18 protein-coding genes are annotated in these 16,767 nt (G+C 32.3%); 10 read left to right on the top strand and 8 right to left on the bottom strand.

Annotated features, from left to right (window positions below; translation table 11 throughout):
* Positions 1-269: 269 nt before the first annotated feature.
* From miaB to groL, 7 genes are all read left to right on the top strand, one after another.
* Positions 270-1,718: a tRNA (N6-isopentenyl adenosine(37)-C2)-methylthiotransferase MiaB gene (gene miaB, locus AADI82_RS07205; RefSeq protein WP_341215771.1), complete on the top strand. Its 1,449-nt coding sequence runs from the start codon at positions 270-272 to the stop codon at positions 1,716-1,718.
* Between the two features lie 45 nt (positions 1,719-1,763).
* Complete coding sequence (locus AADI82_RS07210; RefSeq protein WP_341215772.1) at positions 1,764-3,032, top strand: sigma-54 dependent transcriptional regulator; 1,269 nt, start codon at positions 1,764-1,766, stop codon at positions 3,030-3,032.
* A 117-nt stretch (positions 3,033-3,149) separates the two neighbouring features.
* Positions 3,150-3,656 (top strand): LptE family protein, encoded by a 507-nt coding sequence (locus AADI82_RS07215; protein WP_034043512.1) that lies wholly within the window; start codon positions 3,150-3,152, stop codon positions 3,654-3,656.
* 116 nt (positions 3,657-3,772) lie between these two features.
* Entirely contained in the window at positions 3,773-4,702 is a 930-nt protein-coding gene (locus AADI82_RS07220) for a hypothetical protein (RefSeq protein ID WP_341215773.1), read from the top strand.
* A 9-nt stretch (positions 4,703-4,711) separates the two neighbouring features.
* Complete coding sequence (gene secG, locus AADI82_RS07225) at positions 4,712-5,074, top strand: preprotein translocase subunit SecG (protein ID WP_341215774.1); 363 nt, start codon at positions 4,712-4,714, stop codon at positions 5,072-5,074.
* Positions 5,075-5,225: 151 nt separating this feature from the next.
* A complete protein-coding gene (locus AADI82_RS07230; protein ID WP_341215775.1) occupies positions 5,226-5,501 on the top strand; it encodes a co-chaperone GroES in 276 nt (91 codons plus the stop codon).
* A gap of 116 nt (positions 5,502-5,617) precedes the next feature.
* Positions 5,618-7,249 carry a chaperonin GroEL gene (groL, locus tag AADI82_RS07235; protein ID WP_341215776.1) on the top strand — a complete coding sequence of 544 codons (1,632 nt, stop codon included), beginning with the start codon at positions 5,618-5,620 and terminating at the stop codon, positions 7,247-7,249.
* 85 nt (positions 7,250-7,334) lie between these two features.
* Here groL and AADI82_RS07240 read toward each other — a convergent pair whose 3' ends face one another.
* The 8 genes from AADI82_RS07240 to xrtF all read right to left on the bottom strand — a co-directional run bounded on the left by AADI82_RS07240 (position 7,335) and on the right by xrtF (position 13,555).
* Positions 7,335-8,342: a transglutaminase domain-containing protein gene (locus AADI82_RS07240; protein ID WP_341215777.1), complete on the bottom strand. Its 1,008-nt coding sequence runs from the start codon at positions 8,340-8,342 to the stop codon at positions 7,335-7,337.
* 36 nt (positions 8,343-8,378) lie between these two features.
* Positions 8,379-8,813 carry a carboxypeptidase-like regulatory domain-containing protein gene (locus AADI82_RS07245; protein WP_341215778.1) on the bottom strand — a complete coding sequence of 145 codons (435 nt, stop codon included), beginning with the start codon at positions 8,811-8,813 and terminating at the stop codon, positions 8,379-8,381.
* A gap of 421 nt (positions 8,814-9,234) precedes the next feature.
* Positions 9,235-9,600, bottom strand: a complete 366-nt coding sequence (locus tag AADI82_RS07250; protein ID WP_341215779.1) for a heavy-metal-associated domain-containing protein — start codon at positions 9,598-9,600, stop codon at positions 9,235-9,237.
* 62 nt (positions 9,601-9,662) lie between these two features.
* Entirely contained in the window at positions 9,663-11,900 is a 2,238-nt protein-coding gene (locus AADI82_RS07255) for a TonB-dependent receptor (protein ID WP_341215780.1), read from the bottom strand.
* Between the two features lie 21 nt (positions 11,901-11,921).
* Positions 11,922-12,047 (bottom strand): hypothetical protein, encoded by a 126-nt coding sequence (locus AADI82_RS07260; RefSeq protein ID WP_341215781.1) that lies wholly within the window; start codon positions 12,045-12,047, stop codon positions 11,922-11,924.
* Between the two features lie 77 nt (positions 12,048-12,124).
* The gene (locus tag AADI82_RS07265) at positions 12,125-12,490 is read right to left on the bottom strand and encodes a hypothetical protein (protein WP_341215782.1); all 366 of its coding nucleotides are present in this window, start codon (positions 12,488-12,490) and stop codon (positions 12,125-12,127) included.
* A 92-nt stretch (positions 12,491-12,582) separates the two neighbouring features.
* Complete coding sequence (locus AADI82_RS07270) at positions 12,583-13,011, bottom strand: exosortase F system-associated protein (protein ID WP_341215783.1); 429 nt, start codon at positions 13,009-13,011, stop codon at positions 12,583-12,585.
* Entirely contained in the window at positions 13,004-13,555 is a 552-nt protein-coding gene (gene xrtF, locus AADI82_RS07275) for an exosortase family protein XrtF (RefSeq protein ID WP_341215784.1), read from the bottom strand. Before xrtF ends, AADI82_RS07270 begins: the two co-directional genes overlap by 8 nt.
* Before the next feature lie 97 nt (positions 13,556-13,652).
* On the opposite strand from xrtF, the gene AADI82_RS07280 reads away from it, so the two are divergent.
* From AADI82_RS07280 to lgt, 3 genes are all read left to right on the top strand, one after another.
* Positions 13,653-14,108, top strand: a complete 456-nt coding sequence (locus tag AADI82_RS07280) for a GAF domain-containing protein (RefSeq protein WP_341215785.1) — start codon at positions 13,653-13,655, stop codon at positions 14,106-14,108.
* 111 nt (positions 14,109-14,219) lie between these two features.
* A complete protein-coding gene (gene purH, locus AADI82_RS07285; protein ID WP_341215786.1) occupies positions 14,220-15,752 on the top strand; it encodes a bifunctional phosphoribosylaminoimidazolecarboxamide formyltransferase/IMP cyclohydrolase in 1,533 nt (510 codons plus the stop codon).
* Between the two features lie 45 nt (positions 15,753-15,797).
* Positions 15,798-16,625 (top strand): prolipoprotein diacylglyceryl transferase, encoded by an 828-nt coding sequence (gene lgt, locus AADI82_RS07290; protein ID WP_341215787.1) that lies wholly within the window; start codon positions 15,798-15,800, stop codon positions 16,623-16,625.
* Positions 16,626-16,767 lie beyond the last annotated feature (142 nt).

The raw sequence follows: 16,767 nt of genomic DNA on the forward strand, positions 1-16,767 counted from the left end.
CACTAATAAAAAAATCATCATTTTCATCTTCGCATTGTGTATTCATAAAACACATAATGACTAGAATAACAAAAAAAATGTTTTTGGTAAGCTTTAGCATATCTTAAGAGTTTAGTTTTTAAATAGATGCTCAAAATACGTTTTGGTTGCGTACATAAATCTGATAACCTTTTATAAATTGAAACAAAATCAATCTGCCACTTTGTCACTAAAACATAAATTAATTGTATCTTTGCACACTTATTGACTGCTATTGGTTTCAGTATACTATGGAAAAAATTATAGACGAAAACAAACAAGGACAATCCTTAGTTTTAAAACATAAAAAAGAAAATTCACGCAAGCTTTTTATTGAAAGTTATGGGTGTGCTATGAATTTTAGTGATAGCGAAATTGTAGCCTCTATTTTAACCAATGAAGGATTTAACACCACACAAAAATTAGAAGAAGCCGATTTAGTTTTAGTTAACACCTGTTCCATTCGAGATAAAGCAGAACAAACCGTACGCAAACGTTTAGAAAAATATAATGCTGTAAAACGTGACCATAACCCTAAAATGAAAGTAGGCGTTTTAGGCTGTATGGCAGAACGCTTAAAAACTAAATTTCTTGAAGAGGAAAAAATAGTCGATTTAGTAGTTGGCCCTGATGCATATAAAGACCTACCTAACCTTTTAGCCGAAGTTGATGAAGGTAGAGATGCTATTAACGTGATTCTTTCAAAAGAAGAAACTTATGGCGATGTTTCACCTGTACGTTTAAACAGTAACGGTGTTACTGCATTTGTATCAATTACACGAGGTTGCGATAATATGTGTACGTTTTGTGTAGTACCTTTTACTCGCGGTCGAGAACGCAGTCGTGATCCACAAAGTATTATTGAAGAAATTAACGATTTATGGAACAGAGGTTATAAAGAAATCACCTTACTTGGGCAAAATGTAGATAGTTATCTTTGGTATGGTGGTGGACTAAAAAAAGACTTTGATAAAGCGAGTGATTTACAAAAAGCAACTGCTGTAAGTTTTTCTAATTTATTAGAACTTTGTGCCAAAGCGCAACCAAAAATGCGTATTCGTTTTTCAACCTCAAACCCACAAGATTTAACTTTAGGTGTAGTAGAAACTATGGCGAAATATATTAATATCTGTAATCATATTCACTTACCTGTACAAAGCGGAAGTAATCGTATTTTAAAAGCTATGAATCGCTTACATACGCGTAAGGAATACATGGAGTTAATTGATAACATTCGCCAAATAATTCCAAATTGTGCTATTAGTCAAGATATGATTGTTGGTTTCCCAACGGAAACTGAAGACGATTTTCAAGATACCGTTTCGTTAATGGAATACGTAAAGTATAACTTTGGATATATGTATAAATATTCTGAGCGGCCAGGAACTATGGCAGGACGAAATATGGAGGATGATGTTCCTGAAGAAACTAAAAAACGAAGATTACAAGACATTGTTGACTTACAGAGAATTCACAGCGAAATTAAAACTAAAGAATGGCTAAACACAACGGTAGAAGTATTGATTGAAAAAGAATCGAAAAAATCTAATTTACAATGGTCTGGTCGTACGCCTCAAAATATTGTGTGTGTTTTTCCTAAGGAAGAATTTAAAGTTGGTGATTTTGTAAATGTAAAAGTTACGGACTGTACGAGTGCAACATTGATTGGGGAAGCATTAGGTTTGAGTGAGAATAATTAATAATAATAAATAATGAGATTCCTGCATACGCAGGAAAGACAAAATATGGAATCAGTTCAAGCTATAAAACAACGATTTGGAATTATTGGTAATACAATTACACTAAATCGCGCTATCGAAAAAGCGATTCAAGTGGCACCAACAGATATTTCGGTTTTGGTTACCGGAGAATCTGGTGTTGGTAAAGAAAGTATTCCTAAAATAATACATCAATTATCACATAGAAAGCATAATAAATATATTGCAGTAAACTGTGGCGCCATTCCGGAAGGCACCATTGACAGTGAATTATTCGGACACGAAAAAGGTGCTTTTACAGGTGCAACACAAACACGTTCCGGATATTTCGAGGTGGCAGACGGTGGTACCATTTTTTTAGACGAAGTTGGCGAATTACCATTAACTACACAAGTACGCTTATTACGTGTTTTAGAAAATGGTGAGTTTATAAAAGTAGGGTCAAGCAAAGTGCAAAAAACCAATGTCCGTATTGTAGCAGCAACTAATGCTAATATGTTTGAAGCTATTAACAAAGAAAAATTTCGCGAAGATTTATATTACAGATTAAGCACTGTTGATATTCATTTACCACCACTACGCGAACGTCAAGAAGATATCCATTTATTATTTAGAAAATTCGCTAGCGATTTTGCTTTAAAATATAAAATGCCAACGGTTAAGTTAACCGATAACGCTATACAAGTATTACAAAAGCACCGTTGGAATGGTAATATTCGTCAGTTACGAAACATAGCTGAACAAGTTTCGGTTTTAGAACAAAACAGAACTATTTCTGCAGACACCTTAAGAGGCTATTTACCAACATCGGGTAGCAATTTACCTGCGATTATAAAAACTTCGAAAGCTGAAAGCGATTTTAGTAGTGAACGTGAAATTTTATATAAAGTCCTTTTCGATATGAAAAGTGATTTGAATGATTTGAAAAAACTTACTATGGAGCTCATGAAAAACGGAAACGTTAAAGATGTTGAAAAAGACCATGGGAGTTTAATTCAAAAAATTTATGGAAATGATGATGAAGATGAAACAAACTATGAAGAAGCTTTAACAGATTCTGAAGTTATATCTATTCCAGATCATTCTAAATCGCATGACGAAAACACAAACACACAAGATAAATACCACTTTGCCGAAGAGATTGAAGAAGAAGAGACCTTATCGTTACACGACAAAGAATTAGAATTAATAAAAAAATCGCTTGAACGTCACCAAGGAAAACGTAAATTAGCAGCAGCCGAATTAGGCATAAGCGAGCGCACCTTATACAGAAAGATTAAACAATATGATCTTTAAATGAGTTGGCAGTCGCAGTTTAAAATTATAACAATATAAAAAAGTTGTCGTTATAAAAATAATCCAACTGTCACACTGAGCGCAGTCGAAATGTTTAAAAAAATTTTGGAAGTTAAAATGAAATATATAAAATACATCTTTTTATTACTAACGATTGTAACATTTCAGTCTTGCGGTATATATGGATTTACGCAACCTAGCTCAATAAAAGCTGAAACATTTCAAGTTAATCGTTTTGAAAACAACTCACTTTTGGTAGAGCCTGGTTTAGAGCGTGATTTTCAAAATGCGCTACAAGATTTAATATTAGATCAAACTAATTATAGCTTAGTAACTTCAAACGCAGATTTGGTTTACGAAGGCGAAATTACAACTTATAGAGTTTCTCCAACCACAGCAACATCAGATAATAAGGCAGCACAAAATAGATTAACTATAGGCGTAAAAATTAGTTTTTACAATAAAAATAATGAAGAGGACAATGAAGAAGGAAAAAGCTTTTCGTTTTTTTATGATTACCCTGGTAGCGCACAACTTGTTGGCTCACAAAAAGCAACAGCCCACGAAGAAATTTTTGAACGCTTAACACAAGATATTATTAATGCTACTTTAGCAAAATGGTAAATTTCAGTCATCAGTTTACAGTAGCAGTTAGCAGTAACAAAACAGAGAAGATGTAATTTCGAGTAAAACGAGAAATCTCATCCCGATAAAAACAATTAAATTTGGCTTAGCCAATAATGAATAGTACAGATTATATATATATACTTCAAAAACCTCAAGCCATAACACATGAGCAAACCGAGGCTGTAAAATCTATTATTGATGAGTTTCCATATTTTCAATCGGCACGCGCAGTGTACCTTAAAGGCTTAAAAGACCAAAGTAGTTTTAAATACAATCAAGAACTTAAAACTACCGCTGCCTATACAACCGATAGAAGTATTTTATTTGACTTTATAACATCTGAAGATTTTATTCAAAATGAAATATCTCAGTTTATAAAACAAAATACCGCACATTTAAAAGATATTGATGTTACAGTTGAAGATATTTCAGTACATAAAAGTGTCGCCATTGATGAGGCGTTAAAACAACAAATTAAAGAAACTGATGGTGTTTTAGACCCCGCTTTATTTCAACCTAAAGAAAAGCGCCCTAAAAAGGCTTTTGTTTTAAACGACTCGGAGCTTATAGAAACCGTTACCAAAGAAACCAAAACGCAAGAAGCATCAGCTACCGATATTTTAAATTTAGGCAAACCTCTTCAATTTGATAAAAGAGAAACCCATTCGTTTAACGAATGGTTAAAACTCACCCGTTTTAAGCCTATTAAAAGGGAGGAAACACATGCTGTTAAAGAAGGAAAAGCAGATTCGGAGTACAGTGAAAAAGCCAAAAAATTTGAATTGATAGATAAATTTATTTCTAAAAATCCAAAAATTAATCCATCAAAAACGGCAACATCAAAAGGCAATCTTGCCAAAGCTCAAATGATACAACCTGAAGCTTTAATGACCGAGACTTTAGCACGTATTTATGTTGAGCAAAAAAACTATAAAAAAGCCATTCAATCTTATAAAATTTTAAGTTTGAAATATCCAGAAAAAAGTGGTTTCTTTGCAAACCAAATTAAAGCAGTAGAACAATTACAAGAACAAAATAATTAAAGAATAATAATGAGTACGTTTACAATATTTTTAGCATTAATCGTAGTCGTAGCATTTTTACTAATCGTAGTAATTATGGTGCAAAACCCAAAAGGTGGTGGATTATCGTCTTCTTTTGGTGGCGGTGGAACACAACAATTAGGCGGTGTAAAAAAGACAACAGACTTTTTAGACAAAAGCACATGGACTTTAGCAACACTACTATTAGTTTTAATATTATTATCTAATGTAGCCATTAACCGAGGTGGAGACAGTATAGAATCTAAAGCATTAGATCCTGATGCCACAACAACGCAACCTTTACCAGCTGCAACACCGCTACCTACAACAACAAATAACACAGCTACTCCTGCTGATTCAACAGGACAGTAAAATAAAACATAATAAAGAAACAAAAATGCCAACTCAACCAGTTGGCATTTTTTGTTTCTGCAAGTTTGTCAGTTAAAAGGCATTGGCACATTTTTAGCATAACGCTTAAGCGTTAAACATAATTTAATTAATTAAAAAATAAAAATCACAAATGAGCTTAAACATTAAACCATTAGCAGACAGAGTTGTTATAGAACCTGCTGCTGCTGAAACAAAAACAGCTTCAGGAATTATTATTCCAGATAACGCTAAAGAAAAACCACAAAAAGGTAAAGTTGTTGCCGCAGGTAAAGGCACTAAAGATGAACCTATTACCGTAAAAGTTGGCGATACTGTTTTGTATGGTAAATATGCAGGAACAGAGCTTAAACTAGAAGGTAAAGATTATTTAATTATGCGTGAGAGCGATATACTAGCAATTGTATAACAATTACTAAATTTCAAAAAAACAATAAACAAATTATAAAAACCTCAAATTAAAATACAGTAATTCCTTTCTTGGAATTTAGTTTTGAGGGTTTAAAATTTTAAACAAAATTCATTATGGCAAAAGATATAAAATTTGATATTGAAGCACGTGACGGTTTAAAGCGTGGTGTTGATGCATTAGCAAACGCAGTAAAAGTAACATTAGGCCCTAAAGGACGTAACGTTATTATTAGTAAATCATTCGGAGCGCCACAAGTAACAAAAGATGGAGTTACCGTAGCAAAAGAAATTGAATTAGAAAACGCACACGAAAATATGGGTGCGCAAATGGTAAAAGAAGTTGCTAGTAAAACCAACGATTTAGCTGGTGATGGTACAACAACTGCTACCGTTTTAGCTCAAGCTATCGTTAAAGAAGGTTTAAAAAATGTTGCTTCTGGCGCAAATCCTATGGATTTAAAACGTGGTATCGACAAAGCGGTTACAGCGATTACAAAAGATTTAGAAAAACAAGCTAAACAAGTTGGTAATTCTTCTGAAAAAATAAAACAAGTAGCTGCCATTTCTGCTAACAATGATGATACCATTGGTGAGTTAATTGCTACTGCTTTTGGTAAAGTTGGTAAAGAAGGTGTTATTACTGTTGAAGAAGCTAAAGGTATGGAAACATACGTTGATGTTGTTGAAGGAATGCAATTCGATAGAGGCTACTTATCTCCTTACTTTGTAACTGATGCCGATAAAATGATAGCTGATTTAGAGAATCCGTACATTTTATTGTTCGATAAGAAAATTTCTAACCTACAAGAAATCCTTCCAATATTAGAGCCAGTTGCTCAATCTGGTCGTCCATTGTTAATTATTGCAGAAGATGTAGACGGACAAGCCTTAGCGACATTAGTAGTTAATAAATTACGTGGTGGACTTAAAATTGCTGCTGTTAAAGCTCCAGGTTTTGGAGATAGACGTAAAGCGATGTTAGAAGATATTGCCATTTTAACTGGTGGAACTGTAATTTCTGAAGAAAGAGGATTTACTTTAGAAAATGCAGATTTAAGCATGTTAGGTACTGCAGAAACAGTAACTGTTGATAAAGACAATACTACAATTGTAAATGGTTCAGGAAATGCTAAAGATATTAAAGCAAGAGTAAACCAAATTAAAGCTCAAATTGAAACAACGACTAGCGATTACGATAAAGAAAAATTGCAAGAACGTTTAGCTAAATTAGCTGGCGGAGTTGCTGTACTTTATGTTGGTGCTGCTAGTGAGGTTGAAATGAAAGAAAAGAAAGATCGTGTTGATGATGCTTTACATGCTACAAGAGCCGCTGTTGAAGAAGGCATTGTTGCCGGAGGCGGTGTAGCACTAGTTAGAGCAAAATCTGTTTTAGAAAAAATTACTACAGAAAACCTTGACGAAGTTACTGGTATTCAAATTGTAGCACGTGCTATCGAAGCGCCTTTACGTACCATTGTTGAAAATGCAGGTGGAGAAGGTAGTGTTGTTATCTCTAAAGTTTTAGAAGGCAAAAAAGATTTTGGATATGATGCTAAATCAGAAGAATATGTAGATATGCTTAAAGCTGGTATTATCGATCCTAAAAAAGTAACACGTATTGCGTTAGAAAATGCAGCATCTGTTGCTGGAATGATTCTTACTACCGAGTGTGCTTTAATCGATATTAAAGAAGATGCTCCTGCAATGCCTCCAATGGGAGGTGGCGGTATGCCAGGAATGATGTAATGGCGAACGCCTATATAGATTATTTAAAAAAACGCTTCTCGATAGTTATTTTAGAGAAGCGTTTTTTATGGGTTTTATTTACATTTCAGCTTTTTACTTTAAATGTGTAAGTAGAAATTAAATCTGTTCCAATAAAAAAATGGACATCATAAAAACCTCTATGTTCAAATTTATATTCAACTGTTAAAAATTGATTTTTAGTTGAAATTAATTCTGGATGTACTTTTTTACTATTACTACCACTGTCAATTAAAAGACTTATATCTTCTGTATTAACAGGTTTAATAAGTTGATATTTAAAAGTAACTACTTCATTTTTTTGAATCGTATTATGCATTTTTTTAGGCTCAATATGGTTATTGAGATTTGCATAAGCTTGACCATAAACTATAGGTGATTCAATAAATGTTTTAAATGTAGATTTATTATCAACATCTAAAAACAACCATTTTTCATAAACAGGAAAATGATTTATAGCAAAAAGTTCTGGGTTTGCTAAAAAAAAGCCATCGTTATATTGAAATTCAAATTGCAAGGTTGAAGGGTTAGGAATACCACTTGCCCAAGTTGGGTCGCAGAGATACCATTTATTATTTAACTTAACCGCATTCCACGAATGGTTTGGCGCATCGAGCGTTTCAATATTTATAGTACTCGTTTTTGCAAAACCGTGCACCATTTCACATTCTATATTGGCTAAATTTGCAAGCTCTTTTAAAAGATAAGCATAACCCGTGCAAATGGTTCTATTATTTTTTAGGAGTTTTTTAAGTGTTGCTTTTCTAAATTGAGTGTTCCAATTTTCAAGTCTAACACTATCGTTTTTAAAACGTTGTCGTTTTCGCATGTTTTTTGAATACATGCCATAGTCATTAGCAATGTTACTACAAACCCAGGTAAAAATAGCTCTGAAACGTTCAACATCTGTAGTTAAACTCGAAGTAAGTTTATAAGCCAATTCGGGTAAATTATCAAGCCTTTCATTTTTGTATTCCAACGCCATTCTATCTGCTTTTTTAAAATCGATAGTATCAAAATCAGATATTTGGGCATGAGATTGGAATACAAAAATGAATAAAAATAAATAGCGCATTATATTCATTTAAGCAAGGCTATGAAATCGTAATTATCAATTAGAGCGTTTAGATTTATAAATTTTATTGGTATTTAAAGCACCAACAAACTCTATTAAATCTTCACTTAACATCTGTTGAATAAAGGTCGTATCGTCTTTAATTTTTACTTCTACTGTTTCGTAACCCAAATAATTAATAAGTAAAACATCTCCTGTTTTTAATGGTTTTGGAAATGTAAACTCGCCTTTACTGTTAGAAACTGTTCCTGTTTTAGAGCCTTTTAATGTGATGCTAGCGCTCTCTACAGGACCTTCATCATTGGTGATAATCCCTTTAACAGTTCTCTCGTTTTGAGAAACTTCAGTAGAAGCAGTTTTTTTAGTTTGTCCGTAAATAGGATTAAACATTAGTGTAGCAATCATTAAGATTGTAAAATAACCAAAAATGCTTAGGTTTTTTTTCTGCGTAAATTTTAATTGTGTTTTCATAATTCTAAATATTTTGTTTTCATCAAATCTATCATGAGACACATTAATATAAAAGTAATATTGAGTGAGTAAGCGACTTGAATGAGTAAAGATACTAAATTTTAGAATGAAGGACAATTACTTGTTTAAAATTCAGTGGTTTACGAATAAATTTTTGTGTTATCACATAACTTTATAAAAATTGTAGTTAATTGCTAAGTTTTTAATTTTTTGATAAAGATTACTTTACTACAAATAGTTATTAGGGTTTTAATGTTTATTGTGATGTTCGCTTAATGTTTTTAAGTATATGAATCCTTATAATGACATAGACTACATTAAACGAAACTAGATATTTTTTCTGACAAAGTTAAGTGTCCTAAAAACAAAAAAGTCCAAAGTAATTAACTTTGAACTTTTATATTATTTAAAGAGAATTTTTCTAATTTCCATCTTCATCCTTATGGTCAGCTTTCACATCTTCATCGCGATATTTACAACACGGATGCACCGAAGCATAAGCCTTATCTGTGGCTTTCAATTCTTTGGTATCATGACCAACACCTGCTATTGTTTTTTGTATGGCTTTTAAATCCGTTTTACGTGCATCATAAATCAGTTTTAACTCATGAGTTTTAACATCCCATATAGCCGACTTTACGCCTTTTGATGTTAAGCAGGCTTTTTCTATACGGTTTTTGCACATCATACAAACACCATCTACTTCCATTGAAGCTTTTTGGTTTTTGTTTTGTGCAAAAGTTGTTGTTCCTATTAGCATTAATGCTAAAATCATTATTTTTTTCATTGTTCTTGTTTTTGTCATTGCGGAACTTTTAAAAAGTTGTGGCAATCAGTTTAATTTTAGTTTCAATTTATTTTAAATCGTAATCCAGCATAATAACTTGCTCCAAAAATTGGGCCATATACAAAAGTAGTATCAAAATTTGAACCAAAAGGATCTTTTGCTCCTAAAATGGGATTATCTTGTTTTACATTTGTTATGTTTTCACCTCCTAAATATACCTCAAATTTTGGAGAAAACACTTTGGTTATCTGCGCATTTAAAGTACCAAGTGTTGGTGTGTTTTCTGGTAATTGATATTGAGTAGGATTACCATCTGTTGATGAATAGCGTTGTTCGCCCAACCAATTAAACGTAGTATCAAACTTCCATTGCGCTCCATTTTCTTGCTGATACGTTTTATATGATGCATTGGCAAATAAACGATTTGTTGGCACTAATGGTTTTTCTAGTTTCCCTGAATTATAATCGGTTTTAACATCGTAATATTTATAAGCCATTCGTAAATCGAAATGCTCGAATACATTATAATTTAATTCAATTTGAAAACTATTTGCATAACTATCGCCTTCTAAATTATAGAAATTAACTTCTTGAGGGTTTTCAAAATCTACTACCACTTGATTTTGAAAATCGGTTCTGTAATAATCTAAAGTAAGATCTGCTTTTCTATCAAAAAGATTAAATCCTTGTAAAAAAGACACACCGTAATTCCATGCTATTTCTGGATTCAATCCATAAATCTCTCCATTAATATTTAAAATATTAATAGCTCTTGATGTTGAAAATATACTTTGGTTTTCGGCAAAAATATTAGCACTTCGTTTTCCTCTTCCGAATGATGCACGTAACGCCGATTTTTCCCAAGGCGTGTATCGTACGTGAACACGTGGCGTAACAAAAGTTCCCATTAAATTATGGTTATCTATTCGAACTCCTGCGGTTAGATTCAGCTTATCGAGATTATCAAAATTATACTCGAAAAACGCACCTACTGAACGCTCAGTTCTTTCATAATCATCTGTATTTACAAACTCATCATAATGATCGTAAGTATAACTAATTCCTGTTTTAATTTTGTGCCTGGAATCGCTAATAATAGAATTATAAATAGCATTAGTATACAAACTATTATGCGTAATATTGTATTGATTTAAACCAAAATACGATTCTTGTTTATGACTACTAAAAGCCGTTTGCAGACCAATACTTTGCCATGGAATTTCTGGATTCACATACCCTAATTTAGCTGATGCTTCGTAACGTCGCGTATCAATTTCGCTACCCCAAGCCTTTGTTGTTCCTGTATCTATTTTAGGATTAAAATTTACTTGACCTGTTTGCTTTTCATCATTTAAAAACTTTAAATTTATAAAAGTTATAAAGCCTTTTTCGGCGTCGGTGTATTGCCAACGATTCATCAAGTTAATCTGTTCTTGTAAAGGCATATCTAAAAACGTATCGCTATTTTTATCGTGTTTTACATCTCTAAGGTTGCCATGTAAATACAACCCTGTACTCCACCTTTCGTTTATAGCAGTATTTAAATGGGTGTTTAATTCTAACCGGCCGTTGGCATTAGCGTAAGCATTTACAAACAATTTATTGTCGGTTGTTGGCTTAACCAATTCTGTATTTATTTGTCCCGCTATACTCTCAAAACCATTAACTACACTTCCTGCACCTTTGGTAATTTGAATACTCTCCACCCAAGTTCCTGGTATAAAACTCATCCCAAAAGCTTGAGACGCTCCTCGAATAGATGGGATATTTTCCGTCGCTATTAAAATATACGGACTAGTTAAACCCAACATTTTTATTTGTCTTGTACCCGTAACGGCATCGGCAAAATTAACATCGATAGACGGATTGGTTTCAAAACTTTCAGATAGATTACAACACGCCGCTTTTAGCAATTCGTCGCTACTAACCGTAAACGTATTTGTGGCTTGTAAATACGATTTTGCTGTGGCTTGCTTTCTGGAAGTTACCGTTACAGCATCTAAATTATCTGAGGGTTGCAACCAATGATGTATCATTTTGGGTTCTCTTATAGTTATCGTATCCGTTTTAAAACCAACATAACTTATCACCAGTTTAGTATATTCTTTTTTATATAGAATGGTAAATTTTCCATCAATATCTGTGACTACTCCAACCAAAGTATCGAGCCAATATACATTAGCTCCAGCTAATCCTATATACTCATTTTTATCGTTTGCCTCCATAATCATTCCGCTTATTTTATCTTGCGAAAAGCTTATCAACGGAAGCATCAATAGTATATATATTAAGTATTTCATTTTCTTTTTTAATTATCTTAATTAGATATGGTTTTTTTGGAAAGTTTCAGTTGAATATGTTGAGACATGCAAAGCATTCAGTTTATCTTCAACTGAAGTATTGTAACCATAACCGGTCGTACCTGTAACTGTATATGTATGTGTCATGATTTTGTATTTGATATTATTTTAATTTGTACTACACGAGTGGATTCCTGCCTTCGCAGGAATGACAAAAAAATAAGTCAAATTAGGAAAGTATCGTTAAGCACCTGTATATCCGCAACTAGATTAGGTGGCGAATAATCTTTATGAGTAATAATTTGATTTGGTAACCCCTTAAAAAAATTGGTATACGAATAAACAAATGATGCTAAAAACTGTTGGTGTTCAAATTCTAAATCGTCAAACGAAGAAAATTTTAACTCATCCTGTCCTTTAACAACATCAACTTCGTCTTTGCAGCATGTCTTTTTCATCTGTATTTCTAAAGTTTCCATACCGCACTTTTCAGCTTCTGAAAACAAAGAAACATCGACTAAAATATCGCCACAAAAGTGTTTTTCAATAGTAAAAGATACTGTTGATAATAACACTAAAAATGCTAGCAATGTTGAAAAGACTTTATGTAAAAATTGTTTTATCACAGGACAAAAATACAAAAACTTAAAATCATTATTTCAATTTTATAAAATGATAAGAATTAGTACTTCAATTTATTATAATAAAATGCCGGTAATAATACGATTAAAATTATAGGTTGAATTAGGAAACGGCGCACATTAAAAAAGATGTAATAGGTGTCTTGTTTTGGGTTGAAAACAAAATACAAATAACCAAGCATCAATACAATAAAAGCAATAACATAAATGAATCCAGAAAATTTGATAATACTTTTATCCTTAAAAAGCACAAATAGAATAGCTAAAGAAATAAGGGTATTTAAAACATATCGTAAAACAGTGTATGTTATTAATTTAAACACCTCAACTTTTGGGCTATCTGCATATAAATAATCGTTTTTAAAAAAGATTAAATACGGGTCATAAAACAAATCGTTTTCAAACCAACGAATTAAAATTAATAATCCGAAAAGCACAAAAAGTAATCCATATGTAACTAATTTACTCATGTTTCTTTTTTAAGCTTGAAAAGCGATTCACCCAAAAAACCCACAATAAAAAAACCATACCGTAAATAATAGCTGGAAAAACGACACCATGTAAAATTTTCTCGTGTTCTGGGTAATGATAAAGCGCCATACATAAAATAGCAATCCGAAATAAATTAACGGTATAAATTAAAACACTACCTGAAAATATAAAAAACAAGGTGATTTTTAATTTGCCAGAAAAAGCGATAATAAACGCCATAAATAGTATAATAATGCTTACCGCATTGCAACCCTCAATAATTCTTGCTAAATAGTTGCCGTTTACAATTACTTTCATAGAGGGTTCGTCTGGGTGCGGTAAAACTTGTGTATTGTAACCAAAAGTGTTTAGCAAAGCCTCAACTTGTTTTGCTACTAAATGGGTTAAATAGTCTGGATAGAATTTTGAGCCTTCAGAAACTTCTAAATAAAAATGATACAATCCCGAAAACAATACATACACTAGCAAAAATGTAAGTATAAATTTTACGACAGTTTTATATTTAACAAAGAGTTCCTTCAAAAAAAAGTACTTTTAAATAGTTTGGAGCTTAAAATTTATTTAAACTAAATATCGAATTTACATCTTTTTAAATACTTTTACCAAAACTTTTGAATTTATGCCTTTTAAATTGCTAAAACCACAAGTAGAAGCTATTGTTTCTGACACTACAAAAACAATAAATGAACGTTTATTATTGGTTTGCCAATTATTAGAAACCCATATAGATTATTATAATTGGGTAGGTTTTTATTTTGCAAATAGCGATAAAAAAGAATTGCATTTAGGACCTTATGTTGGCGAACCAACAGACCATACAGTGATTCCTTTTGGAAAAGGTATTTGTGGACAAGTAGCGGTAAGCAACGAAAATTTTGTAGTGCCAGACGTTGCTGCACAAGATAATTATATTGCTTGTAGTATTACTGTAAAAGCTGAAATTGTTGTACCCATTTTTGTAAATGGAAAAAATGTTGGACAGATAGATATTGACTCGAATACACCAGATCCGTTTACCGAAAAAGATGAACGCTTTTTGGAGTTTGTTTGTGAGAAAGTTTCAGAAATTTTATAGTTGTTAACAACTTCGCGAATTAGTTGAAAAAAGACTTCCTTTTTCAAAATATCTGAGCTTGTTTTTTAGTTGAAATAATTACTTTTGCCTTTTAATACACAACACACTAAAATGAGCAACGAAAAAACGATTAAATCTGCACTAATTTCTGTATTTAGTAAAGACGGATTAGAACCAATTGTTAAAAAATTAAACGAACAAGGTGTAACTATTTATTCTACTGGAGGCACAGAAAAATTTATTAACGATTTAGGAATTGATGTGGTGCCTGTTGAGGATGTTACATCGTATCCTTCCATTCTTGGTGGTCGTGTAAAAACATTACACCCTAAAGTTTTTGGAGGAATTTTAAATCGTCAAAATCATGATGGTGATGTTGCTGAATTAGCAGAATACGACATTCCGCAAATTGATGTGGTTATTGTAGATTTATATCCGTTTGAAAAAACAGTAACCTCAGGAGCTAGCCAACAAGATATAATTGAAAAAATAGATATTGGAGGTATTTCGTTAATTCGTGCTGCTGCTAAAAACTTTGCTGATGTTATTTGCGTATCGTCGGTTGATGATTATGCGGAGTTTTTAGAATTGATTTCTGAAAATAACGGAACACTTTCTGAAGCAGATAGAAAACGTTTTGCAGCTAAAGCCTTTAATGTGTCATCGCATTACGATACGGCCATTTTTAACTATTTCAACAAAAACCACGAAGAAGCGGTTTTAAAAATAAGTGAAACTAACGGAAAGGTTTTACGCTATGGCGAAAACCCACATCAAAGAGGATTTTTCTTTGGAAATTTTGATGAGTTATTTACAAAACTTCACGGAAAAGAATTAAGCTATAACAACTTATTAGATGTTGATGCAGCCGTAAATTTAATGAACGAATTTAAAAACGACGCACCAACATTTGCTATTTTAAAACACAACAATGCTTGTGGTTTAGCACAACGCGACACATTACATCAAGCTTATGTTGATGCCTTGGCAGGCGATCCTGTTTCGGCTTTTGGTGGTATTTTAATTAGTAATACTGAAATTGATTTAGCTACCGCTGAAGAAATACATAAACTATTCTGCGAAGTGGTTATTGCTCCATCTTTTTCTGATGAAGCTTTAGATGTGTTAAAAGGCAAAAAGAACCGTATTCTTTTAATTTTAAATGCTATTGAATTACCAGAAACTACGGTAAGAACCTGTTTAAATGGTGTTTTAGTACAAGATAAAGATAATGTTACTGACACGGTTGAAGATTTAAAAAATGCTACAAATACAACTCCAACAGATAGCGAATTAGAGGATTTAATTTTTGCATCAAAAATATGTAAACACACCAAATCGAATACCATTGTTTTAGCAAAAAACAAGCAATTATGTGCCAGTGGCACAGGTCAAACTAGTCGTGTTGATGCATTAAACCAAGCGATACACAAAGCACAATCATTTAATTTTGATTTAAATGGTGCAGCTATGGCGAGTGATGCATTTTTCCCGTTTCCAGATTGTGTTGAAATTGCTAAAAATGCAGGTATTACTGCGGTTATTCAACCAGGTGGTTCGATAAAAGATCAGTTAAGTATTGATTATTGCAACGACAATAATGTGGCCATGGTTATGACGGGTACACGCCATTTTAAGCATTAATAATAAAAATTGACTCAAAAAAGATAAGTAAGTTCATAATAGCGAATGAGTGATGGAATTATAAATTGGAATCTTGACCCTGTAATTTATTGGATAACTGATTCCTTTCCTCTAAAATATTACGGATTGCTATTTGCTACAGGTCTTTTATTAGCTCATTATATTGAAAAACGTATTTTCATTAAAGAAAATATCGCTCTTGAAAAGTTAGAAAAATTATTGATTTATATAGTTGTTGGTATTATTTTAGGCGCTAGACTTGGGCATTGCTTTTTTTATGAACCTTTATATTATTTTCAAAATCCAATTGAAATTTTACTCCCCATTAAAAAAATTGGAGAAGCTTATAAATTTATTGGATTTCAAGGGTTAGCAAGTCACGGTGGAACTATTGGAGTTTTAATTGCAATCGGAATTTATTGTAAAAAATACAAGACAAAATTTTTAGAGGTTTTGGATAAAGTTGCTATTGTTGCACCAATTGTTGCTGCCTTTATTAGATTTGGAAATTTTATGAATTCTGAAATTTATGGTAGACCCACAAATGGAAATTGGGGAATTATTTTTCAAAGAGATGATTTAATACCAAGACACCCAACACAACTATATGAAGCGTTTTCATATCTTTTGATATTTGGGATATTGTTTATAATCTATAACAAGAAAAAAGAAAAACCTAATGGATTGATTTTAGGAGTAGCTCTGGTTTTAATCTTTTTAGCAAGGTTTATAATTGAGTTTTTTAAAGAAAATCAAGTTGGTTTTGAAGATGGAATGGCAATTAATATGGGACAGATTTTAAGCATTCCGTTTATAATTATCGGACTGATTTTAATATTTGCAAAGAAAATTTCAGTAAAAGTGTTGCGTTAGGGATTGAGGCATTTGTTGAAGCTCCCCGACGCAGGAGGGAGCGACTGCCGAAAGCCCGACCCGACCTAAGGAGGGTAACGCCCAAACAATAAATTCAGTCTAAAAATCGACGAAAAGCGTATAAGAAGTAATCTGTATTGTT

Source organism: uncultured Wocania sp. (assembly GCF_964021735.1).
Lineage (GTDB): Bacteria > Bacteroidota > Bacteroidia > Flavobacteriales > Flavobacteriaceae > Wocania_A.